Raw genomic sequence first — 23503 nt, 5'->3', positions numbered from 1 at the left:
TTCAACGCTCTCTATCACCCTTCAAGCGTAAGGTGAAAGACTGGGCCGCACGATCGCGGGGCAACAGCGGCACCGGGGACACCCGGGCCGCGTGTGATGAAAAGGAACAGTGTGGGCGAAAACGAGAACATTGAATGCTGGCTGACGGACATGGACGGCGTGCTGGTCCATGAAAACCATCCGATTCCGGGTGCAGCCGAACTCATTGAGCGCTGGGTGGCCACCTCCAAGCGGTTCCTGGTGCTGACGAACAACTCGATCTACACCCCGCGGGACCTCGCTGCGCGGCTGCGCGCCTCCGGCCTGGAAGTGCCGGAAGAGAACCTGTGGACCTCCGCCCTGGCGACCGCCGAGTTCCTCAAGGACCAGGTCAAGAACACCGGAGCGCCGGGCCGCTGCTTCGTAGTGGGCGAGGCGGGGCTGACGACGGCGCTGCACGAGGCCGGCATGATCCTCACCGACACCAATCCGGACTACGTGGTGCTGGGCGAGACCCGCACCTATTCCTTCGGCACCATCACCAAGGCCATCCGCCTGATCCTGGGCGGTGCCCGGTTTATTGCCACCAATCCGGACGTCACCGGGCCCTCGCAGGAGGGCGTGCTGCCGGCTACCGGCGCCATCGCCGCCCTGATCACTGCCGCGACCAGCATGGAACCGTACATCGTGGGCAAGCCCAACCCCATGATGTTCCGCTCCGCGATGCGTAAGATCGACGCGCACTCCGAAACCACGGCCATGATCGGCGACCGGATGGACACCGACATCGTCGCGGGCATCGAGGCCGGGCTGCACACAGTCCTGGTGCTCAGCGGCATCACCCAGCGCGAGGACATCAACCGCTACCCGTTCCGGCCCACCCAGGTGGTCAACTCGGTGGCGGACCTGATCACCACGGTCTAGGACCCCCACAAGTCCAGGCGCGGCCTAGAACAGGGACTTCAGCCCGCCGCCCTGTTCCGGCGGGGAGTACCTCCGCAACACCTCCCGCACCACCTGCTGGTAAACGCCGGGATTCCATTGGGGGCTCGCATGCGCCGGGCGGGCTCCCTCGGTGACCTGGGCGGCCGAGACCAGGTTCCGCGGAAACACTGCTGCCCACTCCGCCCGTGCGCCGTCGTAGTCAACCGTGGTGTCCTCCGGGTTTCCGATGAACGCCAGGGACGTCGTGCCCAGCGCGGAGGCGTACAGCCGCGGGTTGAAGTGGTAGATGTAGGAGGCCTCGGACTGGATCAGGGTGGACGACGGCGCCAGCGGCGAGAGCTGCTCGAGGGTCTGGTCCAGCACCGTGTTCCAGGTCCGCTCGTCCTTGTGCAGCACCCTCTCCCCCAGCTCGTAGCCGCCGCGGAGCACGCTGGGAATCCGGTAGCCGGCGTCGTACAGCGCCGCCACGCCTTCGAACATGGCGCTGCCCAGGACATCCTGCGGCCCGGCCGGGGTGGAATCCAGGATGACCAGTTCCACCGCGACCCCGCGCTCGAGGAGTCTGGCGGCCACCTCGACAGCCAGCATGCCGCCGAAGCTGTGGCCGTAAAAGTAGATGCGCCGCAGCTGGTGGTTGCGGATGTAGCGGTACACGGCCGCCACGATGTCGTCCACGTCCAGGCCGGTGTTGGAGTAGCCGACGCCGGCGAGCTGGCCGCGCGTGGCCAGGGCCGGGCGCAGCGAATTCAGGATCCAGACCGTCTCCTCCCAGCTGGTTTTATAGCCGGGAAAGAGGAACCAGGAGGCGGCGGGAAAACGGCGCTCGGCAGTGTCGTCACGGACCCGCAGGATCTCCAGGTCATTCCGGTAGCGCTGGATCAGCCGGGTGACAAAGAGGTCGGCGGCCAGGGTGAGGCCCAGGGTGCTGCCGGCGAGGAAACGGCGGCGGGAAAACCGTTTGAGGTCCTCCGCGGACCGCAGGAAGTCTGCCGGATCATCCATCATGGCCTGCGCCTCCGGCTGGTCCGAGTCGAGCAGGCGGCCGGGCTGGTAGCCGCAGGACTCGTGGCCGCCCGACCGGAAATCCCCGTGCCGGCGCAGCCCCTAATCCAGGCCCAGTTCATCCTTGCCGAAGGCATACAGGTATGGAACGCCGGCCTCGGCCTCGATGCGCTCCTTCGACCCGGTGTCCCGGTCAACGATGACGGCCACCGCCACCACGTTGCCGCCGGCCCGGCGCACGCCTTCCACGGCTGTCAGCGCAGAGCCGCCGGTCGTGGAGGTGTCCTCCAGGACCACTACGTTGCGGCCGGCCACATCCGGTCCTTCGACCTGGCGCCCCATACCGTAGGACTTCTGGGCCTTGCGCACCACAAAGGCGTCGACGGCGCGGCCCGCGCGGGTCGCAGCGTGCATGACGGCGGTACCCACCGGGTCGGCGCCCATGGTCAGCCCGCCCGCGCTTTCGAAGGAGATCCCGGCGCCGTTGATCAGCTCCAGCATCACGTCGCCCACCAGCACCGACGCCTCGTGGTGCAGGGTGACCCGGCGCAGGTCAATGTAATAGTCCGCCTCGGCGCCGGAGGAAAGCGTCACTTTGCCGCGGACCACGGCCAGGTCGCCGATCAGTTCCAGCAGCCGGGCACGGGACGGGGCAATTGCAGGCGATGTCATGGCTCAATCCTAGCGACGGGTCGCGGCCCGGCAGTCCTTGCCGCCTGTTTCGCCCTCCTATGTGGCGAAGCGTGAATACACGGGCTGCCGGGACGGGCAGCAGCCGCGAAACCGGTGGCCCTTTTCCGGGCACTGTGCGGCACACGGATATAGGGTGGAGCACATGCGCCAACTACAAGCTGAAATCATCGCGGAAATGGGCGTGCAGCCCGAAATCAACGCCGGCGAAGAAATCCGCCGCCGGGTCGATTTCCTCAAGGCCTACGCCGCTGCCTCCCACACCAACGGCTTTGTGCTGGGGATCAGCGGGGGCGTTGACTCCACCCTGGCGGGCAAGCTTGCCCAGCTGGCCGTTGACGAGCTGAAGGCCGAAGGCACCGACGCGCGGTTCATCGCCCTGCGCCTGCCCTACAAGGTCCAGCATGACGAAGAGGACGCCCAGGCGGCACTGGACTTCATCGCGCCGTCCGAGTCCCTGGTCTACAACGTGCAGCCGGCCGTGGACGGGTTCGAAGACGAATACGTGAAGATGACGGGCGAGAGCATCACCGATTTCAACAAGGGCAACATCAAGGCCCGGGTCCGCATGACCGCACAGTATGCGGTGGCAGGCCAGCACAACCTGCTGGTCATCGGCACCGACCACGGCGCCGAGTCAGTCACCGGGTTTTTCACCAAGTTCGGCGACGGCGGCGCGGATATCCTGCCGCTGTTCGGTTTGGACAAGCGGCAGAACCGGCAGCTGCTTGCTGAGCTGGGTGCCCCGGCGGGGCTGATCAGCAAGGCTCCCACCGCTGACCTGCTGGACGATGCCCCGGGCCAGACCGACGAGACGGAGCTGGGGATCGGCTACGACACGATCGACGATTACCTTGAGGGCCGGGACGTACCCGTGGACGCGGCAGAGAAGATCGAACGCCGGTTCCTGATGACGCGGCACAAGCGCACGGTCCCGGTCAGCGTGCTGGATACGTGGTGGAAGCCCTGAGGCATGCCCTGATCCGGCAGCGGATTCGGTAACGTAGCAAGGGTGAAGATTGCTACCTGGAACGTAAACTCCATCCGTGCCCGTGCCGACCGCGTCGAAGCCTGGCTGCGGCGCTCCGACGTCGACGTCCTGGCCATTCAGGAAACGAAGGCCAAGGACGAGAATTTCCCGTGGGAGCTGTTTGAAAACAACGGTTACGAGGTGGCGCATTTCGGCGTGAACCAGTGGAACGGCGTCGCCATCGCCTCCCGGGTGGGGCTTGACGACGTCGAGCGTACCTTCCCGAACCAGCCCACGTTCGGGAAGACCGAGGCCACCGTCGCCTCGGAGGCCCGCGCCATCGGCGCCACCTGCAACGGTGTGCGGGTGTGGAGCCTGTACGTCCCCAATGGCCGGTCGCTGGATGATCCCCACATGCCGTACAAGCTGCAGTGGCTGGACACGCTCAAGGACCAGGCCGCAGGCTGGGTGAAGGAAAACCCGGAGCTGCAGCTGGCCCTGATGGGCGACTGGAACATCGCCCCGCAGGATGACGATGTCTGGGACATCGAGCTGTTCCGCCGGGAGAACCACACGCACGTCAGCGAACCCGAGCGGCAGGCGTTCCGCGCCTTCCTGGACGCCGGATTTGCCGACGTCACCCGCCCCTACACGCCCGGCCCCGGTGTCTACACTTACTGGGACTACACGCAGCTGCGGTTCCCGAAGAAGGAAGGCATGCGCATCGACTTCGTCCTGGGTTCGCCCGCACTGGCCGCCCGCGTTACCGGCGCTTCCATTGACCGCGAAGAGCGCAAGGGCAAGGGCGCATCCGACCACGCCCCCGTCATTGTGGAACTGGCCTGACCGTGAGCACGCGCCCCCAGCGCTCCCTGTACCGCACGTTCCCCTACGTGTCGCACCTCCGCGTCTACGAACCGCTGGACGTGTTCGACGACGACCAGCAGCTGGCGATCATGGAGCAGCGGACCCGCGGGCGCCACGAAACCGAGGTCCAGGAGCGCAGCGACGCCGTGCGGCGGCTGGTCCGTGCGGTCTCCGATCCCTTCCCGCACGGGTCAACGGACCTGGTGCGGGTGCTGCACTATCCCGACCATGAGGGCAGCACCCGCCGCCTGTACTGCCCCAACCAGCTGGCCGTCCGGGCTTCGCTTGCCGCGGAGTCCCTGGGTGAGAGCATCCGCGGACCCCTGGTGGACGTGCTGGTGCCGGAGGTGGCACGGGAGGCGCATGCAGCCCGGATCGACCCCGATTCCTTCGCCGATTCGCTCGCCCGGCTGCACACCCGCAGCGCGACGTGGGGCGTGCCCTTCGGCTGGTTTGTGCTGCTGCATGAGGAAGACCATGCCGAGGTAGTGGAGGACGATGGCCGGGTCCAGACCGTCAGGCTCGCTGCGCCGGTCAATCAGTGCATCGACCGGGCCCGGCGGGCAACGGCGGCGCTGGCCCTGGCCGCTCCCGAGCTGGACCTGCTGGACGAGCTGGCTGAGCTCACCACCTGGCTGGAGATCTTCTCCGAGGACGCCGTGCTGGAACTGGACTATGGCCCGGTAGCGGATCTGGTCTTTCCCGACGATTCCCCGTCCGATGTGCGGCTGGGCATCGAGTCCCTGGCCGAGGGTGACATGACCGGCGCCGCGGCCTCCTACCGGCGGCTGGCCAACCGCTGGATTCCGATCCGGCAGCTCGCCCGCGCCAGCTGACGCCTGCCGCACACTGGCCGGCGGATCGGCAGCGCGCACCGGCCGGCGGATCCCGGCCGAGGCTAGCGGATCCCGGCCGAGGCTAGCGGACCCGGTCCTCGCGGCTGAAGCGCAGTTTCCGGCCGGCATCAATGCTGATCAGCACCGGCGTTTTCCGTCCCAGCGCGGCGTCGAGGGCCTCCACCAGTGCTGTGGCGTCGGCCGCGATGACCTGCGGGGCGGCGCCCTGCCGCGGCTGGATCCGTACCCGCAGGGCCGGGCCTCCGCGCACGTCATAGGTGCTCACTGCCGCCGAGGAAACGTTGGGGTCTTCCTGCAGGGCCGAGCGCAGCGCCTGTTCCGCCATGGCGCTGCTGACTGCCACCCTGCCCGGAACTCCGCCGTCGTCGTCGTACTCCGAAACCAAGGTGCCGGTGCGGCCGCGGCCTTGGGCTGCAGCCCACAGGATCAGCAGCACGATCGCCACGATCATGGCCAGCGATAGCACCATCCAGATCCAGCTTTGGCCGGACAGCTGGGTCTGTCCGCCCAGGTCCTGCAAGTCCTCCTGGGCCTTCGGTGCGAACTCCTGCCAGGTGCGGGCGGCCCGGGGATCGAGGCTGATCCACAGCAGCCCGCCGCCAACGCCGGCGAGAACCAGGCCCAGCAGTCCCAGCAAAATGCGGTTCAGGGTGCGCGGGGTCCTGTTCACTGGCCGATCACCCCGAGCGTGGAGACCTGCACGCGGACCTCCGGCTGCGGCTGCAACCCGGTCAGCTGCAGTTCCTCCGCCACGGCCTGCCGCACGGTTTCACCGTTCACCGGCACGCCGGAGGTGGGGCGGATCCGTACGTCCACGCGCCCGCGGCCCACGGTGACCAGCACCTGCTCGGGCGTGACGCCGGCGGTCAGCCGCGCGCGGCGGGCCAGCGACGAGGCCAGCACCTCCGCATCGACGACGACGGCGGCCCGCGGGTTGGGCAGCGCGTACCGTGCGCGGCGGCCCGGCAGCACGGCCAGCAGGAAGAACGCCAGTCCCGCCACCAGGATCAGCAGTCCGCTCAGGCCCAGCACCGCGGAGTCCGCCCCGGCGGGCAGGCCGGCGAGCCAGGCGCCGAGGGCGCCCGGATCGGTGAGCCAGGCGTCCTGACCCAGGGCCTGCAGGGTGGCTTCGAGCAGGACATAGAGGCAGAACAGGATGCCCAGGAAGGCGGCGGCCATGGCGGCAACGGTGCGGCTGGCATGGGTCTCGCGGCGCACGATCCGCCGGGTCAAAACGTCATTGGTACTCATCGGACCCGGCTTCCCTCCTCGACGCGGACACCGGTGATGCGGATATCCACTCGGGAGACCACGGATCCGGTCAGCGCCGTCACCGTGTCCCTGAGCACGGGCTTGGCGGCGTGCGCGCGGTCCCAGGCCGAGCCTCCGGTGCGGGCAACGAGATCCGGGTCCGCTGCAATGCGCTGAAGCGGGGGGATGCTGACCGGCAGGGCGAGGGACAGGGCCAGCATGCCCTGGTCATCGGACCAGCTCACCCGGACCTGTGCGGGCGGTACGCGGAAAAACTCTGCGGCTGCTGCCTTGGCCGTGGAGGTCAGCGCCTGGGTGCTGATCCTGGTGTGCCCGGCCAGGCCGGGCTTGCTGCCGGGCAGGGCAGCAGGCAGGGCTGAGGCGCTCACGAGGATGAACGGCGTCCGGAAAGTGCGTCACGGACGGTGCGGAAGTCGACCTTGCCCTCCGCGGCGCGGCCACACAGGGCTCCCACAGCGATGAAGAGCGCCATCAACAGGAATCCCCAGAAATCGAAAAGCAGGGCGGTGAAGGCCAGGACGGCCCCGATTGCCATGCCGGTAACGGTTGGTTTCATTGTCCCTGCCTTTTACGGTGATTCCTGACTCTTTCGACCTTATACCGCTTGGGTTCCGGTGCCGCTTTCCGGAGCCGGGGAGGCCCCGGTGCGTTCCTTCTCGGGCCGGCCTTCGGTTGCGCCGGGAATGTGCACATCGTTCACGTCCACGTTTACTTCGACGACGCGCAGCCCAACCAGGGATTCCACCGCCGAATAGACCGCCGCCCGCACGTTATCGGCAATCCGGGTCAGCGGCGTCCCGTACAGGGCCACCAGGGTGATGTCCACGGCCACCTCGGTTTCGCCAACCTCCACATGGACCCCCTGCGTGGCGCTTGAGCCGCCCACCGCATCGCGGACGGCGCCAAGTGCTCGTCCGGAGCCGCTGCCCAGGGCATAAACACCATCCACTGAACGGGCGGCGAAGGCAGCAACCTTCGCTACTGCCTGTTCACCGATGGCCGTTTTACCGCCAACGTCCTCGGGGCGGACAGCCGTTTCCGGGGCCGGCACCGTGGGGGCAGGAGGCACTGCGACGCCTGCGGACCCCTGCGGCGTGGTGGGCCCCTGCGCCGGACGGGTCACCGGGTCGGGCGCAGCCGCGGCAGCGGAGGCCCCCCGGGCGGCGGGACGGTTCACATTCTGGGCATCATCCATGCTGCCCAGCGTATCCTGCAGCCCTGTTATTTGTGCAGGCACCGGATGGCCCCTGAACGGCATATACCCGGCGCATTTCAACCGATCAGCGCATTCCCACCCGGCGCCCGGTGAGGACCGAGGGCTCGATGCCGATAAACACGTCCCGCGCTCCGCCGCCCCAGGGCTCGTCCATCCGCCGTCCCCAGAGGGCACTCAGCAGGCCGGGGTCCTGGACAGCCTCCGCCCGGCCGCTGAGGAGGACCGACCAACCGTCCATCCGGGTGGAATCGTGATCGTCGATCTGGAACGAGGCGTTCCGGAAATCCAGACCACCACCCAGGACACCTTCGCGGGCGGTCCGGAAATAGACGGCCTGCTCGTGGACCACATAGTTGACCGGGAAAACCAGCACCCGGCCGTTGTCCTCGTATGCGACCCTTCCGGTGCCGTTGCCGGCCAGCAGGGCCCAGCATTCGGTTTCCGTCAGGTCCTCGCTGCGGTGGGACGCTGCGGTGTCCCATTCGGACCCGGATTCCCCCGCCGATCCGTGCGCATCTACAGCCATCATTGCCTCCCAGTCGCGTCCGGACCAGTCAAGCGCAGCCAGCGGCTGCAGGGAAGGGCGGGGCACGGAAACGTCGCCAGACAAAGAAAAACCCCGAACTCATTGAGTTCGGGGTTTTAGCTGGTGGCTCCGACCGGCGTCGATCCGGTGACCTTTCGATTTTCAGTCGAACGCTCTACCAACTGAGCTACAGAGCCGGGCATCATCGCTACCGATGATCACCGAGATCTTCCAAATCGCTTCAGAAAATCTGAGCGACCCTGACGGGACTCGAACCCGCGACCTCCGCCGTGACAGGGCGGCGCGCTAACCAACTGCGCTACAGGGCCATACTTTTCACGAGTGTCAACTCTACCAGCATTTCTCCGGTCGAATTACCACTCCTGAGTACCCCCAACGGGATTCGAACCCGTGCCGCCGCCGTGAAAGGGCGGTGTCCTAGGCCGCTAGACGATGGGGGCCTTTAGAACACACACAGGACGCTCTGAGCGGAAGTTTCCGTTCGTTTGCGGCCCGGTGGACTCATAAAACTATAGGGCCTGTATGGGCAAACAGCAAAATCGGCCGCCCGGATGGCCCCCCGAGGGACGACCGAGGGACGACCGAGGGACTTCCAGCCGCGGGCACTACAGTGGCGTAGGTGCCGATAGAGATGCTTCCGGAAGACTTCGAAACCGCCGTTGATGATGCCATCGACTCGATCCCGGCGGACCTGGCCGCGGCCATGAACAACGTCGCGATCTTCATCGAGGATGAATATGTGCCGGCCCCCGGCGAGGATCCGGCGACGGAACTGCTGGGCATCTATGAGGGAACGCCGCTGACGGAACGGGATTCCTGGTGGGATGCCGGTTCACTGCCGGACCGGATTGTCATTTTCCGCGGGCCACTGATGCGCATGTGCTCCTCCCGTGACGAGCTGATCGATGAAATCCGCATCACCGTCATCCACGAGGTCGCCCACCACTTCGGCATCGACGACGCGCGGCTGCATGAACTGGGCTGGGGCTAGCCTTAAGGTATGGGAGATCATCACGGGCACAGTCACGGGCTGCCCTCGGGCACCGCTACCGGCCGGCACCGCCGCAAACTCCTGATCGTTTTCCTGATCACCATCAGCGTGGTTTTTGTCCAGGTGGCCGGTGCGCTGGTTTCCGGATCGCTGGCCCTGCTGGCCGACGCCGGACACATGCTGTCCGACGCCGCCGGGGTTTCGATTGCCCTGCTTGCGGCCTGGATCGCCACCCGGCCACCCACGAAGCGGCGCACCTACGGCTATCAGCGGGCAGAGGTCCTGGCTGCGCTGGCCAACGCCGTACTGCTGATCATCATTGCCGCAGTGATCTTCACCGAGGCCATCCGCCGAATCGGATCGGCGCCCGAGGTACACACCGGCGTCATGCTCTGGGCGGCGGCGATCGGCGGGCTCGCGAATCTCGCCTCACTGCTGGTGCTGCACAGCGGGCGGCGCGAAAGCCTGAATGTGCGGGGTGCCTACCTTGAGGTCCTGGGCGACCTGCTCGGCTCGGCCGCAGTCATTGTCTCCGCCGTCGTCATCATGCTCACCGGTTACCAGCAGGCCGACACGTGGGCTTCCATCCTCATTGCCCTGATGATCCTGCCGCGGGCCTGGTCGCTGCTCAAGGAAGTCATCGACGTCCTACTGGAAGCCACGCCGCAGGGCGTGGACACCGAGATGATCCGCGACCACATCGTCAGGGTGCCGGGCATCTCGGATGCGCACGACATCCACATCTGGACCATCACCTCCGGCGTTCCCGTGTTCTCGGCCCACGTGGTGGTGGAGGATGAACACCTCACCTCGGAGGGGATGGACCGCCTGCTGGACCGGTTGACCGGCTGCCTCAGCGATCACTTCGACACCGAGCACTGCACCTTCCAGCTCGAACCGGCCAGCCACGCCGTGCACGAGGGTCACCAGCACGCCTGACCGGCCGCTGTAACCCCGGCTATTCCTCCGGCAGGGAACCGAAGTCTGCCCGGTTGTCCAGCCGCGGATCCTCGTGGTCCGGCACCACCATGAGCGGCCCCCGGGCATGGTGCAGCACGCTTTGACTGGTGGAGCCCAGCAGCATGCCGGCGAAGCCGCCCCTGCCCCGGGTGCCCAGCACCAGCAGCTCCACCGAGGAGGTGCGGTCAATCAGGATTTCCGCGGGCGGACCGTCGATCAGCTGCACGGACATCGACAGGTCCGGAAAGTGGCTTTGCAGCCAGACCCGGCCGGCCCGCAGCTGGTCCGAGATTTCCGCGTGGAGCGCTTCGAGGTCCAAGGGCGCGGGCACCCAGGCCAGGGATCCGCTGAATGGCGGCAAGGCGCACAGGATCTGCAGCGGCAGGCCGCGGCTCTGCGCCTGCTCGGCTGCCACGAGGGAGGCGGCCCTCCCCTGTTCCGAGCCGTCGACGCCCACGACCACCACGTCCTCGACAGTCTGTTCCGTGGGCGCTCCGGCCGGCGGACGGACCCCTGCCTCGGGAAGCCGCCCGGCAGTGCGCAGCGGGACCACCACGGTTGGGCACTTGGCGTGCGCGGGCAGCGCGCTGGAGACCGAACCGAGCAGGCGTCCCACGAATCCGCCGCGGCCACGCGAGCCCACCACCATCAGCTCTGCCTCTTCGGACAGCTCCAGCAGCACCGCTGCGGCATCGCCGGTTTCCACCCGCGGATAGACCTCGATCGGATACTGGCTGATCCGTTCCAGCGCCTTGTTCAGCACCGATTGAGCGCCCTCGCGGATAATCGCGTCGTCCATGGTCGTGTAGCCGGCATCCATGGAGGAGGCAGCGAAGATGGGCACCGTGTAAGCAGTGACCACATGCAGCGGGGCGCGGCGGCGTTCGGCTTCCTTGGCCGCCCATACAAGGGCGCAGATACTCTGGTCCGAGCCGTCCACCCCAACAACGATGCCCGGCGATCCCGCCAGCGCACCGTCTTCATTCCAGATTGAATCGCTCACAGTGCCGAGCCCCTCTCGCTCCACGTCTATGCCGCCGGGCGTCTGCGGTGATGGCACCGACGGGTCTTTCTTTCCGTAGCCTACCCTGCCCGCAGCCCGCAGCAGCCGGTCTTCCGACACTCCGAAAACGGAGCTGTCGTGGGAGCGCAAAGGCAGATAGTCTGCGGACAATCGTTCCCTCAAGCCGTCCCGTCCGGGACGGGCCGCGGACTCCGGAAGAGGCGCCGGAAGCCGCGTGGTTCACCCACCCCAGGGGGTTGCCGCCGTGCTGAGACAACGCTGTGCGTAGATCACCAACGAACCGACGTGCCCGCGGCCAGCAGGCGGACGCCCACACCGAGGTGACCGCCGCGGTCATCATCGGATGCGGGCTGACGGGACTGGCGGTAGCCAGCGAACTGAGCCGCCAGGGCGTGGAATCCGTTGTCCTGAACGGACTGGAGTGCGACGGCGCATCATCCCTGCAGCCGGCGCCGGATCCGGGCAGCCTGCCGGAGCGCACCGAACTGCTGCGGCTGCTGCGCGGCTACGCGGCAGGGCACGAACTGGATATCCGCCGCGGCACTGCCGCACGCGGCCTGGACCTGATGCGAGGCACCGGCATTCCGGCCCCGGTATCCCGCGGCCTGAAATGGGCCATCAACACCAAGGAGGGCGTCCTGCTGGCCGATACCGTGGTGCTGACCGGTTGCGGGCAACCCCAGCTGGCCAGGCTGATCCGTTCCCTCGGCTTTGCCTCCGCACCGCAGCCCCGCTCCGCGCTGCGCGGCGCCGGTCTGTACCTGGTCGGGGCCGGCGAGGCCATCAGCGCTCCCACCCGCGAACTGGTCCGCCAGGCCAAGCGGGCCGCGCAGGACATCTCCGCCCGGAACGCCGCTCATCTTTCGAGTCCCCGGCTGCGCACCTTTACCGCGTAGCGGCATCAGGGACCGCCCGACGGCGGCGACGCCGGCGCCCGGCGGCGGCGTCGGGCGGCAGCGCCGGCGACGAATCTCACATCGCTCGACGTGCTTCACATAGACGTGAGCCGCCATGCCGCGACAACGCGGCGCGATAAGATCGAAAAGCGGGATTCCCCTCCAAAGCCGACACCCATTCAGAGGAAGCGTCATGCTTAAACAAGGTTCAAAGCTGGACCGGTATTTTGAGATCTCCAAAAGGGGCTCGTCCGTTTCCCGCGAAGTCCGGGGTGGCCTGGCCACCTTCTTCGCCATGAGCTACATCGTGGTGCTGAACCCGCTGATCCTTGGCGGCGAAGACTCGATGGGCAACTCCCTCGCCGGTCCCGCCGTAGCCGCAGCAACCGCACTGGTTGCCGGCGTGCTGACCATCATCATGGGTGCCTGGGCCAAACACCCCTTTGCGATGGCCACCGGGCTCGGCGTCAACGCTTTCGTCGCTGCCACAGTGGCGACAAATCCCGGACTGACCTGGCCCGACGTCATGGGTCTGGTCCTGCTTTCGGGCGTGACCATGTTCATCCTCGTTCTGACCGGATTCCGCACCGCTGTCTTCAAGGCTGTTCCCGCCAGCCTCAAGACTGCGATCGTCGTCGGCATCGGCATGTTTATTGCCCTCCTGGGGTTTGTGAACGCTGGCTTTGTCCGCCGCATTCCGGATGCAGCGGGCACCACCGTCCCCGTGGAACTTGGTGACGGCGGCCAACTGCTGGGCTGGCCCACTCTGGTCTTCGTGTTCGGCCTGCTGCTGACGATCGCGCTGATGTCCCGCAACGTCAAGGGCGCCATCCTCATCGGCATTGTCGCCTCCACCATCCTCGCAGTGGTCATCGAGCTGCTGGCCTCCCCCGGTTCCCAGGGCGCAGGCGTGGCCACAGGTTGGTCCCTGGTCACCCCGAGCATGCCGGAATGGGCAGCACCGGACCTGTCCCTGCTGGGACAGGTGAGCGTCTTCGGCTCCTTCTCGACCCTCGGCGTCGTCGGAGCCTCCCTGCTGGCCTTCGTGATCCTGCTCAGCATCTTCTTTGATGCCATGGGCACCATGGTGGGCCTGGCCACGGAAGCCGGTTCCATCGACAAGGACGGCAACATCCCCAACGTGGACCGCGTGCTCCTGGTTGACGCCGCGGGTGCAGTGGCCGGCGGCGCGGCAGGCGTCTCCTCCAACCAGATCTTCGTGGAGTCCGGCTCCGGGATTGCCGAAGGCGCCCGTACCGGCCTGGCTTCGGTAGTCACCGGCCTGCTCTTCATCGTCGCCATGTTCCTGACCCCGCTGATCTACCTGGTGCCGTTCGAGGCCGTTGCGCCGGCCCTGGTAGTGGTGGGTTACCTGATGGTTTCGCAGGTCGGCAAGATCGACTGGAGCGATATTGGACTGGCGGTTCCCGCCTTCCTGACCATCGTGCTGATGCCGTTCACCTACTCGATCGCGAACGGCCTTGGCGCCGGTTTCATCGCCTTCACCCTGATCCGCCTCTTCCAGGGCCGGGGCAAGGAAGTCCACCCGCTGATGTACGTTGTCGCAGCAGCCTTTGTGCTGTTCTTCTCCGTCGGCGCCATTTCTTCCGCCGTCGGGCTCTAAGCCGCGCCGGCACAGCAAAAGGCCGTCCGGAGTGCACCTGTACTCCGGACGGCCTTTTTTATTGGCTGGTTGACGCCGGCCTTCAGCTAGGCGGCCGCCTGCGCGTCGGTCAGGGCACTGGTGCCCGCGGCGAACGCCCGGACCTGCGCGTCGTCCCAGAGATGGGCCGGAACGCCGCCGCCCAAAAGGGTCCGCGGCAGGGACGGATGCCGGGCGAACGGCTGGTCGCTGCCGGCGATGATCATATTCCCGTACCGCCGGCCCTTGAGCATCGCCGGATCCGCGACGATGGCGGTATGGGCAAAAACGGCCGCGACGGCGGCGGCTTCCCGGCGGGCACCGCGCAGGTCCGGCGTGTCACCGCAGTTCATGATGTACAGCCCGCCCGGCGTGAGCACCCGGGCTGCCTGGGCGGTGAATTCAAGGGTCGTGAGGGCCGGCGGTGTCTTGGCGCCGGCAAAAACGTCGCGGATCACCAGATCCCGGCTGTCGTCGTGCAGGGTTTCCGTCACTTCCCGCGCCTCCCCGACGCGCAGCCGCATCAGGGGTGCCCGCGGCAGGTCGAACCAGGCTCGGACCAGTTCGGCGAGGCGGCCGTCAAGCTCCACGACCACCTGGCGGGCGTTCGGATACCCGGCGGCAAAATACCGGGCCATGGAGCACGCTGCGCCTCCCAGATGGAGTGCCCGCAGCTTGGCGTCGGCTTCCCAGTGCGTGTCCACGAGGGCGGCGATCCAGCGCATGTACTCAAAATCCAGCTGGCGGGGATCCGCCAGGTCGATATGGGAGCTGTGTACGCCGTTGACCTTGAGGATCCAGCCGTTGGAATTGAACTGGTCCGGGATGAGCTCGCAGGTTCCGGTGTCGATGGGGAAGGTGCCGGCTACCGGCCCGGAGCCGGCCGCAGCGGGGGTTTCCCCGGCATCGGCCGGCCCCTTGCCTGGACGCTGCCGGCCCATCAGGAAACCAACCGGGGTGTCCGGTTGGTCCGGGGACTGCAGGCGGCCGGGCTCCGGCTGATGGTGGGGGTCATGCTTCCAGTTTAAGTGCCCTTACATCCCGTCCTGATCCACGGACCGCTCCAGGGCGGCCTCGAGGCGCTGGACCTTGCCGGTGAGCTCACCGGTGTGGCCCGGCCGGATGTCGGCCTTCAGCACCAGGGACACCCGGCTGCCGTAGCGGCCCACGGCTTCGGTGGCCCGGCGGACAACATCCATCACCTCGTCCCAGTCGCCTTCGAGGGTGGTGAACATCGCGTCGGTGCGGTTGGGCAGGCCGGAATCCCGGACCACCTTGACGGCAGCAGCAACGGCGTCGTGCACCGACGCATCCATCGCTTCGGGGCCTGCGGGAGAATCCGGACCGACGCCGGACGGGGCTACAGAGAAGGCAACAAGCATGGTCCCAGTCTGCCACCGCTGCCCCTGATCCAGAGGCAGCGGCGGCGGCCGGTCGCTAGGCTTCGGGCGCCGAGCTTCGCTCGCGCTCGATCCGCTCGGCGTAGGCAACCCGCTCGGCGATTCGGACGTCCTTGAACTTCTCGTTCAGCCGGGAGTTCCGCTGTCCATAGGCAAAGTAGATGAGGAACCCCACCACCAGCCAGCCGGCGAAGTAGATCCAGGTCTCCACGGCCAGGTTGGTCATCAGGTACAGGCAGAGCAAGGCCGAGAGCACGGGCAGCACCGGGCCGAAGGGCACCCGGAAGGCAGGGTTGAGGTCCGGGCGCTTGCGGCGCAGGACCAGGACCCCGGCGCTGACCACCACAAAGGCGGAAAGCGTGCCGATGTTGATCATTTCCTCCAGGACATCCACCTGCGTGAAGCCGGCCACCAGTGCTACCAGGGTTCCGCAGAGGATCTGCAGCCGGGCGGGGGTGGCGTGCTTGTCGCTGGTGCGGGAAAGTGCGCGCGGCAGCAGGCCGTCGCGGCTCATCGCCAGGACCACGCGGGCCAGGCCCATGAGGAGCACCATGATCACCGTGGTGAGGCCGATCAGTGAGCCGACGGCGATCACCTGCGCCGCCCAGGGATTGCCCACCAGGGTGAAGGCTGTGGCGAGGTTCGGGCTTTCGACGGCGGCGAGTTCCGTGTAGGGAACCATGCCGGTCAGGGCCAGCGAGACGCCGATGTACAGCAGGGTCACCACGGCCAGACCGGCGAAGATCCCGCGGGGCAGGGTCTTGCCCGGGTTCTTCACTTCCTCGGCCGAGGTGGCGACGACGTCGAATCCGATAAAGGCGAAGAACACGATGGCTGCACCGGCGAAGACGCCCAGCATGCCGTACTGGGCCGGTGCGGCTCCGGTCATGAAGGAGAACAGCGACTGCTGCAACACGCTCTCGGTCCCCAGGGACTCAGTCGGAACGCTGTCCGGAATGAAGGGGATGTAGTTCTCGGCCTTCACGTAGAAGAAGCCGGCAATGATCACGAACAGCACGACGCCGATCTTGATCAGGGTGAAGACGTTGCCCACCTGCGCGGACAGCTTGGTTCCCATGACCAGCAGGACGGTGAAGACCGCCACGATCAGCAGCGGACCCCAGGTCAGGTCCACAACACCCAGATCCACCGTGGCCGGTACATCCAGGCCCAGCAGGCTGAACACCTCGCTGAGGTAAATACCCCAGTACTTGGCGATTACGGCCGCTGCGGTGAAGAGTTCCAGGATCAGGTTCCAGCCGATGATCCAGGCCACCAGCTCACCCATTGTGGCGTAGGTGAAAACGTAGGCGGATCCGGCCACCGGGATGGCGGTGGCAAACTCGGCGTAACACATGATCGCCAGGGCGCAGGTGATGGCGGCCAGGACGAAGGAGAGGGTAACGGCCGGGCCGGAGAAATTGGCTGCGGCATTTGCGCCCACGGAGAAGATACCGGCACCGACGGCAACTGCGACGCCCATGATCATGAGGTCCCAGGTTGTCAGCGTCCGTTTCAGCCGGCGTCCCGGCTCGTCGGCATCTGCAAGGGAATCCTCAATGGGCTTTGTTCGGAAGAGACTCACGGTGGTCCTCGTGTTCGGAAAACATCAAAACTAACCGGTCAATCCTAGGTCGGGCTCCAAGCCCTGCACCCTTCCCCTCCAGCTTAATCCCAGTATGTGAGACGTTGCAGCCCGCTGTGGCCCGGACCACCGCGGCAGATATCCTCCCGCCGCTTGAATGCTAGCCAGTGATCAACCGGTTTGGGAGGATGTATCTGTGTTCTTGCCCACAGCCTGTGCACAAGTTCCGGCGTTACTCCTGCCAATCGCCCAGAGATCGGACACCACATGGCCCGCGGAATCTATATCAGCGCCATGACACCGGGGTCAGGCAAGTCCCTTGTCACCCTCGGACTGGCGGACATGCTGCTGCGCCATGCGGACCGGGTGGGGTTCTTCCGGCCGATCGTGGAAGGCGCCGAGCCGGCACAGGATCCCATGGTGCGGCTGATGCAGCGCAAGTTCAACCTCACCGCGCAGACAAGCCGGGGCGGCCTGACCCGCCGCGAACTCCGCGCCCTGTTGGTCGCCGGCGAACGCGGTGAGGTCGACACCCGGTGCATGGCCATCTACAACGAGGTGGCCGCCCATTGCGATGTGGTCATCATCGAGGGCACCGACCTTTCCGGGCACGACGTCGCACTGGAGTTCGACCTGAACGCCCGGTTGGCCAACGACCTGGGCGCCGTGGTGGTTGCAGTGGTCAACGCCCGTGAGATGTCGGTGGCGGACACTGCCGACGCCGTTGACCTGGCCCGCCGCGAACTGGGCGCCGCACGGTGCGACCTGCTGGCAATGATGGTCAACCGCGCCGAGCCGGACGACGTCGACGACGTGCGGGCCGCCGTCCGCCCCGGGGCCTCCGGCAGGCCTGTGTACGTGATGCCCGAACAGAGCGAAATCTCCCAGCCATCCATGTCGGAGGTGGCCAAGGCCCTGGACGCCCGCCAGATTGCCGGCAGCGCCTCGCTGGAGCGCGACGTCGTCGGGATCAAGGTTGCGGCGATGACGGTGGGTAATTTCATTTCGCAGCTGAACCACGGCAACCTCGTGATCGCCCCCAGCGACCGCGCCGATGTGATGGTCGCTGCCCTCGCGTCCGCCGTATCGGCCGAATTTCCCGTACCCAGCGGCATGGTCCTGACCGGCGGCCTGCCGATTGATCCGGGCATCCTGGCGCTGTTGTCGCAGGCGCCGTTCCCGGTGTTCGCCGTCGACGTCGACACCTATACGGCCGCTCGGCAGGTCAGCCGGGTGCGGGGCGAGATTTCCTCCGGGCAGCGGCGGAAGGTCGCAGCGGCCCTGGGGGTGTGGACGCGCCATGTCGACGAGGACGAGCTGCTGGAGCGGCTGGAACTGCCGCGGCCGGAAAAGACCACTCCGCTGCGCTTCCTGAACGAGCTGATCGTCCGCGCCCGGGCCCAGCGCAAGCACATCGTCCTGCCCGAGGGACTGGACCCGCGGGTGCTGCGCGCCGCCGAAATCCTGCGCCGCCGCGATGTCTGCGCGCTGACGCTGCTTGGGCCCGAAGGACAGGTCCGGGAATTGGCCGCCAGTGAAGGTATTGACCTCAGCGGCATCTCCCTCATCAATCCGGCGACCAGCGGGCTGCGCGACGACTTCGCGCGGGAATACGCCGCGCTGCGGGCGAAGAAGGGCGTCACCCTGGACGACGCCCGGGAACGTATGCTGCACGGGGCATATTTCGGGACCATGATGGTGCACCTGGGCCGGGTGGACGGAATGGTCTCGGGAGCCGCCCACACCACGGCCAACACGATCCGCCCGGCGCTGGAGTTCATCCGCACCAAGGAGGGGGTGGAAATCGTCTCCTCGGTCTTCCTCATGCTGCTGCAGGACCGGGTGCTGGTCTACGGGGACTGCGCCGTGAACCCGGACCCGGACGCCGGGCAGCTGGCCGACATTGCCCTGGCTTCGGCGGAAACGGCAGCCCGCTTCGGCGTAACCCCACGGGTAGCCATGCTGTCCTATTCCACCGGCGTGTCCAGCCATGGCGAATCGGTGGAAATGGTCCGCGAGGCCACCGAAATGGTCCGCACGCGGCGCCCGGATCTACCCGTGGAGGGTCCCATCCAATACGACGCCGCAGTGGACGCGAGCACCGCGGCCTCGAAGCTGCCAGGCTCCACCGTGGCCGGGCAGGCCACCGTGTTCATCTTTCCGGACCTGAATACCGGCAACAACACTTACAAGGCCGTCCAGCAGTCGGCCGGCGCCGTGGCAGTGGGACCCATCCTGCAGGGGCTGCGGAAACCGGTCAACGACCTTTCCCGCGGCTGCACCGTAGAGGACATCGTCAACACCGTGGCCATTACCGTGGTCCAGGCACAGGAGGACTGATGCTGGTACTGGTCATCAATTCCGGCTCTTCATCCCTGAAGTACCAGGTCCGGGATACCGCAAACGGTGAACTCCTGGCCAAGGGCATTATTGAACGGATCGGGGAGGAAGCCGTCCCGGATCATGGGGCGGCGCTGGAGGAACTGAGCCGTCTTCTGCCGGAAGCCCTCGGCGGCCGGAGCATAAACGCCGTCGGGCACCGGGTGGTGCACGGCGGCGAGCGCTTCAGCGAGCCCGTGCTCATCAACAATGAAATTGTCCGGTCGATCGAGCGCCTCAGCCCGCTGGCTCCGCTGCATAATCCACCCAGCGCCCGCGGGATCCGGGCTGTGCATGACAAGTGGCCCGACATTCCGCAGGTTGCCGTCTTCGACACTGCCTTCCACCGAACCCTGCCCGAACATGCCTGGCGCTACGCGCTGCCCAACAGCCTGTACCGGCAGTACGGTATCCGCCGCTACGGGTTCCATGGCACGAGTTACGGCTATGTGGCACCCGCCGCCGCCCGCTTCCTGGGCATCGATCCGCAGGAGTTCGACGCCGTCATCGCGCATCTGGGCAACGGCGCCTCGGTGGCAGCCATCAAGGACGGACGGAGCATCGACACCTCCATGGGGTTCACGCCCCTGGAAGGACTGGTGATGGGAACCCGCAGCGGTGACGTTGACCCGTCGATCCTGGTCTTCCTGCTGCGCGAGGGGTACGACGCGACCAGGCTGGACGATCTGCTGAACCGCAAATCCGGGCTCTTGGCACTCGGCGGCGCCTCCGACATGCGCACGCTGGCCGAGGCGGCCGACGGCGGGGACGAGGCCGCGTCCATGGCCCTGAAGATCGCCGCCTACCGTCTGGCCAAGTACATCGGTGCCTACCATGTGGCAGTCGGCGGTGCGCAGGCCCTGGTGTTCACGGCCGGGATCGGAGAAAACGGCTGGGAATTCCGGGAAAAGACCGTCGAACTGCTCGGCGCCCTGGGCATCAGCCTCGATCTGGAGGCCAACCGGCAGCGCAGCAAGGAGGCGCGGCTGATCAGCGCCGAAGACTCCGCCATCCCGGTCCTGGTGGTGCCTACCGATGAAGAGGAAGCCATTGCCGAGGCCACCGCGGAGATAGTGTCACGCAGTGCTTCTCCGGCCGGAACGCCCGGCAGATAGCGGCGTCCGGACCCAGAGTGGAGGCTGCCGGTTCGGTACCCGCTTTGGGGGCAGACATACTGACCGCGGGTGCGTTATGGTCGGGTACTCGGTTATGCAGATGCCGTAAGTCACTTGCTCCTGGAGACCCCATGGACATTGCCTCACAGGAATACACCCCACCGGACCACGCGCTTCGCGTGCTGGTCCGGATCGACACCCGACAGGGCCTGGCGTGCCTGGAAGTGCGGGGCTGCCTGACGCCGGATACCTGCAGCACCCTGCTGAACATCCTTGCGCACACCGGTGGCCTGGGAGCTGCGGTGAGCGTGAACCTGCTCCGGGCCGCACACGTTGATTCCGGAGCCTTGGCGCTGATCCTGGACAGCGCCGACGACGCGGTTCATGCCGACCCCGACCGTGCCAGCAGCGCTCCGGTCGAAATCCTGGTGCCACCTGTCCTTCCGGTATGCCAGTCCGGCCCGGTTTCCCCGGCTGCCGCGGCTGCCCCTGCTGCCCCGGACCTGCCGGTGCAGCCGCCCCTGCCCGGCACCCCCGTGCCGGGCCTGTCCGGGTCAGGCCTGTCCGGGTCAGGCCTGTCCGGGTCAGGCGTGTCCACACCGGAACGACCCCTGCCGGGAGGGCCGCTGTCCCCGCACCCGCTGACCAACGAGGAAGCCGTGGAACTGGCCTTCGTGCTCCGGGATCCGAGGGTCTTCACACAGCCTTCCCCCTTCCGGCCTCAGGTCCTCTAGCCCCTCCGCGATTGGATGGATCCCTCCGCTTTGTGGCATTCCCTCCGCTGCGCACCGGAGGGATTGCCACAAACCGGAGGGGAACCAGCGGCGGAGGGGAATCAGCGGGTGGCGCGATTGCGGCAGCCAGTCCAGCCCAGCCCTGCCCAGCCCAGTCCAGTCCAGCCCTGCCCTGACGCTGCACCAACCCTCCGACTGCTGCCTCCGTCTCCGCCGTCACCCGTTTTGTCAGTAGGCTTACTGTTGGCCACAATGGTACTTACGTTCCTAAGCACCCAACGCAATCAGCAGGAGGCTCGCACGTGAAAGCAGTAACTTGGCAGGGAAAGCGGTCCATCAGTGTCGACGAGGTTCCGGATCCGGTAATCCAGGAGCCCACCGATGCGATCATCCGGATCACGTCCACCGCGCTTTGCGGGTCGGACCTGCATCTGTACGAGGTCCTGGGCCCCTACATGCAGCAGGGAGACATCATTGGCCACGAGCCCATGGGGATCGTGGAGGAAGTCGGTCCCGGCGTCAGCAACCTGAAAAAGGGCGACCGGGTGGTGATTCCCTTCCAGATCGCGTGCGGCTCCTGCTTCATGTGCCGGCGGGGACTGCAGACCCAGTGCGAGGTCACCCAGGTCCGGGAGAAGGGTTCCGGAGCACCCCTGTTCGGCTATTCCGAGCTCTACGGTTCGGTACCCGGCGCCCAGGCCGAGTACCTGCGCGTCCCGCATGCCGACTACGGCCCCATCAAGGTCGGCTCCGAGCTCCCAGATGAGCGCTACCTGTTCCTCTCCGACATCCTCCCCACGGCCTGGCAGGGCGTGAAGTACGCCAATGTGCCCGACGGCGGCACCCTCGCCGTATACGGGCTCGGCCCGGTGGGGCAGTTCGCGGCACGGATCGGCACCCACCTGGGTTACCGGGTGATTGCCGTGGAACCGGTGGCCGAGCGTCGCGACCTGGCAGCCAAGTACGGCGTAGAGGTCCTTGACCTGTCCCGGACCGTCGCCGATGAACTGCGTGAAATGACCGACGGCCGCGGCCCCGATTCCGTGGTGGACGCGGTAGGCATGGAAGCCCACGGCTCGCCCGTGGCCGGCCTGGCCCAGACCGCCGTCGGATTCCTGCCGGACAAGCTGGCGCAGAAGGCGATGGAGACGGTGGGTACCGACCGGCTCTCCGCCCTGCACGGCTCCATCGACGCCGTCCGCCGCGGCGGCACTGTCTCCCTCAGCGGCGTTTACGGCGGCATGGCCAGCCCGATGCCGCTCATGGAGATGTTCGACAAGCAGCTGAATCTCCGCATGGGACAGTGCAACGTCAAGCGCTGGATGGATGACCTGATTCCGCTGGTCGAGGACCCCTCCGATCCGCTGGGCGTCATGGACCTCACCACCCACCGGGCCGGCCTGGACGAGGCACCGTCGCTGTACGAGAAGTTCCAGAAGAAGGACGACGGCTGCATCAAGGTGGTCTTCACCCCCGGCGCCAACTGATCCGCCAGGGTTGCCGCCCCGGCCCGGTCAGCGCCGGGGCGGCAACCGCACCAGCTCGGCCGCGACGGCTTTTCCGTCGATAGTGACGCGCTGGTACGTGCAGAAGGGCTGCCGGCGGCGGTCCGTGGGCGAGCCCGGGTTCAGCAGCCGCAGCCCGTTCGGTGAAACCGAATCCCAGGGGATGTGGCTGTGCCCGAAAACCAGCAGGCCGGCATCCGGGAACTGCGCGTCCATGCGCCGCTCCCGGCCGCCTGCCGGACCGGTCTCGTGAATGACGGCCAGGCGCACATCCTCGATCGTGGCCCGGGCAATCAGGGGCAGCCGGTCCGGCAGCGCACCGCCGTCGTTGTTTCCATAGCAGGCAATGAGGCGCCGGGAGCGCTGCTGCATCTCATCAAGCAGGTCCTCGCTGACCCAGTCCCCGGCATGGACCACCACATCGGCGGCCTCGATCTCCGCCCACAGCCCGGCGGGCAGCTCCCGTGCCCGTTTGGGCAGGTGGGTATCGGAAAGCACCAGCAGGTTCGCAGCCATGCCCCTCCCTACCCGCGCAGGCTCCACGCCCAGCGGATCAGCGGAAGCTGCAGCGGAAGCCGGGCCAGATGGATGGCCTTCTCCTTGTCAGAACCACGCGGGCCGAAGGCGCGCTGCAGGGCGCTGAGATGGCCGGCGATGAAGGCAACGTACATGAGGGTTGTCCCGGTGGCGGCCGCGCGCCGGGTCGTCGGCAGCAGGAGCCCGGCCGCCGCGGCGACTTCCAGCACGCCACTGACGTGCGTCCACTGCCGCCGTGTCATCACCCCCAGCCTGCCGTCCGTGTCGGTGCTGATGCTGCGGGGTACCACGGCGTTGTAGAACCGCGGGTTGCGGAAGTGGTTGACGGCGCTGGCCGTCAGCAGCGCGGCCATAACGGCGGCTGAAGTGTTCTGGCGGGTCATGTGTTTC

At 67.0% G+C, this 23503-nt stretch carries 26 protein-coding genes and 3 tRNA genes; 12 read left to right on the top strand and 17 right to left on the bottom strand.

What is annotated here, in order from left to right; genetic code table 11:
• The first annotated feature begins 96 nt into the window (after positions 1-96).
• On the top strand, positions 97-903 hold the full coding sequence (locus tag KKR91_RS00810) for an HAD-IIA family hydrolase (RefSeq protein WP_210226921.1): 807 nt from the start codon (positions 97-99) through the stop codon (positions 901-903).
• Positions 904-927: 24 nt separating this feature from the next.
• Here the strand turns inward: KKR91_RS00810 and KKR91_RS00805 are convergent, their stop codons facing one another.
• Both KKR91_RS00805 and pyrE read right to left on the bottom strand, forming a co-directional pair.
• Positions 928-1929, bottom strand: a complete 1002-nt coding sequence (locus KKR91_RS00805) for an alpha/beta hydrolase (RefSeq protein WP_210226923.1) — start codon at positions 1927-1929, stop codon at positions 928-930.
• Positions 1930-2028: 99 nt separating this feature from the next.
• Positions 2029-2598: an orotate phosphoribosyltransferase gene (gene pyrE, locus KKR91_RS00800; protein WP_210226925.1), complete on the bottom strand. Its 570-nt coding sequence runs from the start codon at positions 2596-2598 to the stop codon at positions 2029-2031.
• A 163-nt stretch (positions 2599-2761) separates the two neighbouring features.
• On the opposite strand from pyrE, the gene nadE reads away from it, so the two are divergent.
• The 3 genes from nadE to KKR91_RS00785 are packed head-to-tail and all read left to right on the top strand — an operon-like array spanning position 2762 to position 5289.
• The gene (gene nadE, locus KKR91_RS00795; protein WP_210226927.1) at positions 2762-3586 is read left to right on the top strand and encodes an ammonia-dependent NAD(+) synthetase; all 825 of its coding nucleotides are present in this window, start codon (positions 2762-2764) and stop codon (positions 3584-3586) included.
• Positions 3587-3628: 42 nt separating this feature from the next.
• A complete protein-coding gene (locus KKR91_RS00790) occupies positions 3629-4432 on the top strand; it encodes an exodeoxyribonuclease III (protein WP_210226929.1) in 804 nt (267 codons plus the stop codon).
• Between the two features lie 2 nt (positions 4433-4434).
• On the top strand, positions 4435-5289 hold the full coding sequence (locus KKR91_RS00785; RefSeq protein WP_237687438.1) for a DUF8083 family protein: 855 nt from the start codon (positions 4435-4437) through the stop codon (positions 5287-5289).
• Positions 5290-5371: 82 nt separating this feature from the next.
• On the opposite strand, the gene KKR91_RS00780 is transcribed toward KKR91_RS00785, so the two are convergent.
• From KKR91_RS00780 to KKR91_RS00740, 9 genes are all read right to left on the bottom strand, one after another.
• Complete coding sequence (locus KKR91_RS00780; RefSeq protein WP_210226930.1) at positions 5372-5980, bottom strand: hypothetical protein; 609 nt, start codon at positions 5978-5980, stop codon at positions 5372-5374.
• A complete protein-coding gene (locus tag KKR91_RS00775) occupies positions 5977-6561 on the bottom strand; it encodes a DUF6286 domain-containing protein (RefSeq protein WP_210226932.1) in 585 nt (194 codons plus the stop codon). The genes KKR91_RS00780 and KKR91_RS00775 overlap by 4 nt, the downstream gene beginning before the upstream one ends.
• Entirely contained in the window at positions 6558-6950 is a 393-nt protein-coding gene (locus KKR91_RS00770; protein ID WP_237687437.1) for a hypothetical protein, read from the bottom strand. The genes KKR91_RS00775 and KKR91_RS00770 overlap by 4 nt, the downstream gene beginning before the upstream one ends.
• A complete protein-coding gene (locus tag KKR91_RS00765) occupies positions 6947-7138 on the bottom strand; it encodes a DUF2273 domain-containing protein (RefSeq protein WP_210226934.1) in 192 nt (63 codons plus the stop codon). Before KKR91_RS00765 ends, KKR91_RS00770 begins: the two co-directional genes overlap by 4 nt.
• A gap of 39 nt (positions 7139-7177) precedes the next feature.
• Entirely contained in the window at positions 7178-7777 is a 600-nt protein-coding gene (locus KKR91_RS00760) for an Asp23/Gls24 family envelope stress response protein (protein WP_210226936.1), read from the bottom strand.
• A gap of 85 nt (positions 7778-7862) precedes the next feature.
• Positions 7863-8390 (bottom strand): pyridoxamine 5'-phosphate oxidase family protein, encoded by a 528-nt coding sequence (locus tag KKR91_RS00755; protein ID WP_210226939.1) that lies wholly within the window; start codon positions 8388-8390, stop codon positions 7863-7865.
• Between the two features lie 55 nt (positions 8391-8445).
• Positions 8446-8521, bottom strand: a tRNA-Phe gene (locus KKR91_RS00750).
• Between the two features lie 58 nt (positions 8522-8579).
• Positions 8580-8653, bottom strand: a tRNA-Asp gene (locus KKR91_RS00745).
• A gap of 59 nt (positions 8654-8712) precedes the next feature.
• Positions 8713-8785, bottom strand: a tRNA-Glu gene (locus KKR91_RS00740).
• A 191-nt stretch (positions 8786-8976) separates the two neighbouring features.
• On the opposite strand from KKR91_RS00740, the gene KKR91_RS00735 reads away from it, so the two are divergent.
• On the top strand, positions 8977-9336 hold the full coding sequence (locus KKR91_RS00735) for a metallopeptidase family protein (RefSeq protein WP_210228175.1): 360 nt from the start codon (positions 8977-8979) through the stop codon (positions 9334-9336).
• 9 nt (positions 9337-9345) lie between these two features.
• Positions 9346-10275, top strand: a complete 930-nt coding sequence (locus KKR91_RS00730; RefSeq protein WP_210226941.1) for a cation diffusion facilitator family transporter — start codon at positions 9346-9348, stop codon at positions 10273-10275.
• Between the two features lie 19 nt (positions 10276-10294).
• Here KKR91_RS00730 and KKR91_RS00725 read toward each other — a convergent pair whose 3' ends face one another.
• A complete protein-coding gene (locus KKR91_RS00725) occupies positions 10295-11299 on the bottom strand; it encodes a universal stress protein (protein ID WP_210226943.1) in 1005 nt (334 codons plus the stop codon).
• 281 nt (positions 11300-11580) lie between these two features.
• On the opposite strand from KKR91_RS00725, the gene KKR91_RS00720 reads away from it, so the two are divergent.
• Together KKR91_RS00720 and KKR91_RS00715 are read left to right on the top strand one after the other, a co-directional pair.
• Positions 11581-12216 (top strand): NAD(P)/FAD-dependent oxidoreductase, encoded by a 636-nt coding sequence (locus tag KKR91_RS00720; RefSeq protein WP_210226944.1) that lies wholly within the window; start codon positions 11581-11583, stop codon positions 12214-12216.
• Positions 12217-12409: 193 nt separating this feature from the next.
• Positions 12410-13840: an NCS2 family permease gene (locus KKR91_RS00715; RefSeq protein WP_210226945.1), complete on the top strand. Its 1431-nt coding sequence runs from the start codon at positions 12410-12412 to the stop codon at positions 13838-13840.
• A gap of 86 nt (positions 13841-13926) precedes the next feature.
• Here the strand turns inward: KKR91_RS00715 and KKR91_RS00710 are convergent, their stop codons facing one another.
• The 3 genes from KKR91_RS00710 to KKR91_RS00700 form a co-directional block, all read right to left on the bottom strand.
• A complete protein-coding gene (locus KKR91_RS00710; protein WP_210226947.1) occupies positions 13927-14799 on the bottom strand; it encodes a spermidine synthase in 873 nt (290 codons plus the stop codon).
• A 93-nt stretch (positions 14800-14892) separates the two neighbouring features.
• Complete coding sequence (locus KKR91_RS00705) at positions 14893-15240, bottom strand: thiamine-binding protein (RefSeq protein WP_210226948.1); 348 nt, start codon at positions 15238-15240, stop codon at positions 14893-14895.
• 55 nt (positions 15241-15295) lie between these two features.
• Positions 15296-16843: an APC family permease gene (locus KKR91_RS00700; protein ID WP_210226949.1), complete on the bottom strand. Its 1548-nt coding sequence runs from the start codon at positions 16841-16843 to the stop codon at positions 15296-15298.
• Positions 16844-17110: 267 nt separating this feature from the next.
• On the opposite strand from KKR91_RS00700, the gene pta reads away from it, so the two are divergent.
• From pta to KKR91_RS00680, 4 genes are all read left to right on the top strand, one after another.
• Positions 17111-19183 (top strand): phosphate acetyltransferase, encoded by a 2073-nt coding sequence (gene pta / locus KKR91_RS00695; RefSeq protein ID WP_210226950.1) that lies wholly within the window; start codon positions 17111-17113, stop codon positions 19181-19183.
• The gene (locus tag KKR91_RS00690) at positions 19183-20337 is read left to right on the top strand and encodes an acetate/propionate family kinase (RefSeq protein ID WP_210226952.1); all 1155 of its coding nucleotides are present in this window, start codon (positions 19183-19185) and stop codon (positions 20335-20337) included. Before pta ends, KKR91_RS00690 begins: the two co-directional genes overlap by 1 nt.
• Positions 20338-20468: 131 nt before the next feature.
• Positions 20469-21071, top strand: a complete 603-nt coding sequence (locus KKR91_RS00685; protein ID WP_210226954.1) for a hypothetical protein — start codon at positions 20469-20471, stop codon at positions 21069-21071.
• Between the two features lie 302 nt (positions 21072-21373).
• The gene (locus KKR91_RS00680) at positions 21374-22558 is read left to right on the top strand and encodes a zinc-dependent alcohol dehydrogenase (RefSeq protein WP_210226956.1); all 1185 of its coding nucleotides are present in this window, start codon (positions 21374-21376) and stop codon (positions 22556-22558) included.
• 27 nt (positions 22559-22585) lie between these two features.
• Here KKR91_RS00680 and KKR91_RS00675 read toward each other — a convergent pair whose 3' ends face one another.
• Positions 22586-23092 carry a metallophosphoesterase family protein gene (locus KKR91_RS00675; RefSeq protein ID WP_210226957.1) on the bottom strand — a complete coding sequence of 169 codons (507 nt, stop codon included), beginning with the start codon at positions 23090-23092 and terminating at the stop codon, positions 22586-22588.
• Between the two features lie 8 nt (positions 23093-23100).
• Complete coding sequence (locus tag KKR91_RS00670) at positions 23101-23496, bottom strand: DoxX family protein (protein ID WP_210226958.1); 396 nt, start codon at positions 23494-23496, stop codon at positions 23101-23103.
• Positions 23497-23503 lie beyond the last annotated feature (7 nt).

The sequence above is a fragment of the Arthrobacter jiangjiafuii genome, from assembly GCF_018622995.1.
Taxonomy (GTDB): domain Bacteria; phylum Actinomycetota; class Actinomycetes; order Actinomycetales; family Micrococcaceae; genus Arthrobacter_B; species Arthrobacter_B jiangjiafuii.
Note: the sequence above shows the minus strand (reverse complement) of the source record. Positions and strands in the feature narration are given on the sequence as shown.

What these genes read in the sequence shown, in the direction of transcription:
- KKR91_RS00810 (WP_210226921.1), top strand. Translation starts at nt 97, where the DNA reads ATGAAAAGGAACAGTGTGGGCGAAAACGAGAACATTGAATGCTGGCTG.
- KKR91_RS00805 (WP_210226923.1), bottom strand. Translation starts at nt 1,929, where the DNA reads ATGATGGATGATCCGGCAGACTTCCTGCGGTCCGCGGAGGACCTCAAA.
- pyrE (WP_210226925.1), bottom strand. Translation starts at nt 2,598, where the DNA reads ATGACATCGCCTGCAATTGCCCCGTCCCGTGCCCGGCTGCTGGAACTG.
- nadE (WP_210226927.1), top strand. Translation starts at nt 2,762, where the DNA reads ATGCGCCAACTACAAGCTGAAATCATCGCGGAAATGGGCGTGCAGCCC.
- KKR91_RS00775 (WP_210226932.1), bottom strand. Translation starts at nt 6,561, where the DNA reads ATGAGTACCAATGACGTTTTGACCCGGCGGATCGTGCGCCGCGAGACC.
- KKR91_RS00765 (WP_210226934.1), bottom strand. Translation starts at nt 7,138, where the DNA reads ATGAAACCAACCGTTACCGGCATGGCAATCGGGGCCGTCCTGGCCTTC.
- KKR91_RS00760 (WP_210226936.1), bottom strand. Translation starts at nt 7,777, where the DNA reads ATGGATGATGCCCAGAATGTGAACCGTCCCGCCGCCCGGGGGGCCTCC.
- KKR91_RS00735 (WP_210228175.1), top strand. Translation starts at nt 8,977, where the DNA reads ATGCTTCCGGAAGACTTCGAAACCGCCGTTGATGATGCCATCGACTCG.
- KKR91_RS00730 (WP_210226941.1), top strand. Translation starts at nt 9,346, where the DNA reads ATGGGAGATCATCACGGGCACAGTCACGGGCTGCCCTCGGGCACCGCT.
- KKR91_RS00715 (WP_210226945.1), top strand. Translation starts at nt 12,410, where the DNA reads ATGCTTAAACAAGGTTCAAAGCTGGACCGGTATTTTGAGATCTCCAAA.
- KKR91_RS00710 (WP_210226947.1), bottom strand. Translation starts at nt 14,799, where the DNA reads ATGGGCCGGCAGCGTCCAGGCAAGGGGCCGGCCGATGCCGGGGAAACC.
- KKR91_RS00705 (WP_210226948.1), bottom strand. Translation starts at nt 15,240, where the DNA reads ATGCTTGTTGCCTTCTCTGTAGCCCCGTCCGGCGTCGGTCCGGATTCT.
- pta (WP_210226950.1), top strand. Translation starts at nt 17,111, where the DNA reads ATGGCCCGCGGAATCTATATCAGCGCCATGACACCGGGGTCAGGCAAG.
- KKR91_RS00690 (WP_210226952.1), top strand. Translation starts at nt 19,183, where the DNA reads ATGCTGGTACTGGTCATCAATTCCGGCTCTTCATCCCTGAAGTACCAG.
- KKR91_RS00685 (WP_210226954.1), top strand. Translation starts at nt 20,469, where the DNA reads ATGGACATTGCCTCACAGGAATACACCCCACCGGACCACGCGCTTCGC.
- KKR91_RS00675 (WP_210226957.1), bottom strand. Translation starts at nt 23,092, where the DNA reads ATGGCTGCGAACCTGCTGGTGCTTTCCGATACCCACCTGCCCAAACGG.
- KKR91_RS00670 (WP_210226958.1), bottom strand. Translation starts at nt 23,496, where the DNA reads ATGACCCGCCAGAACACTTCAGCCGCCGTTATGGCCGCGCTGCTGACG.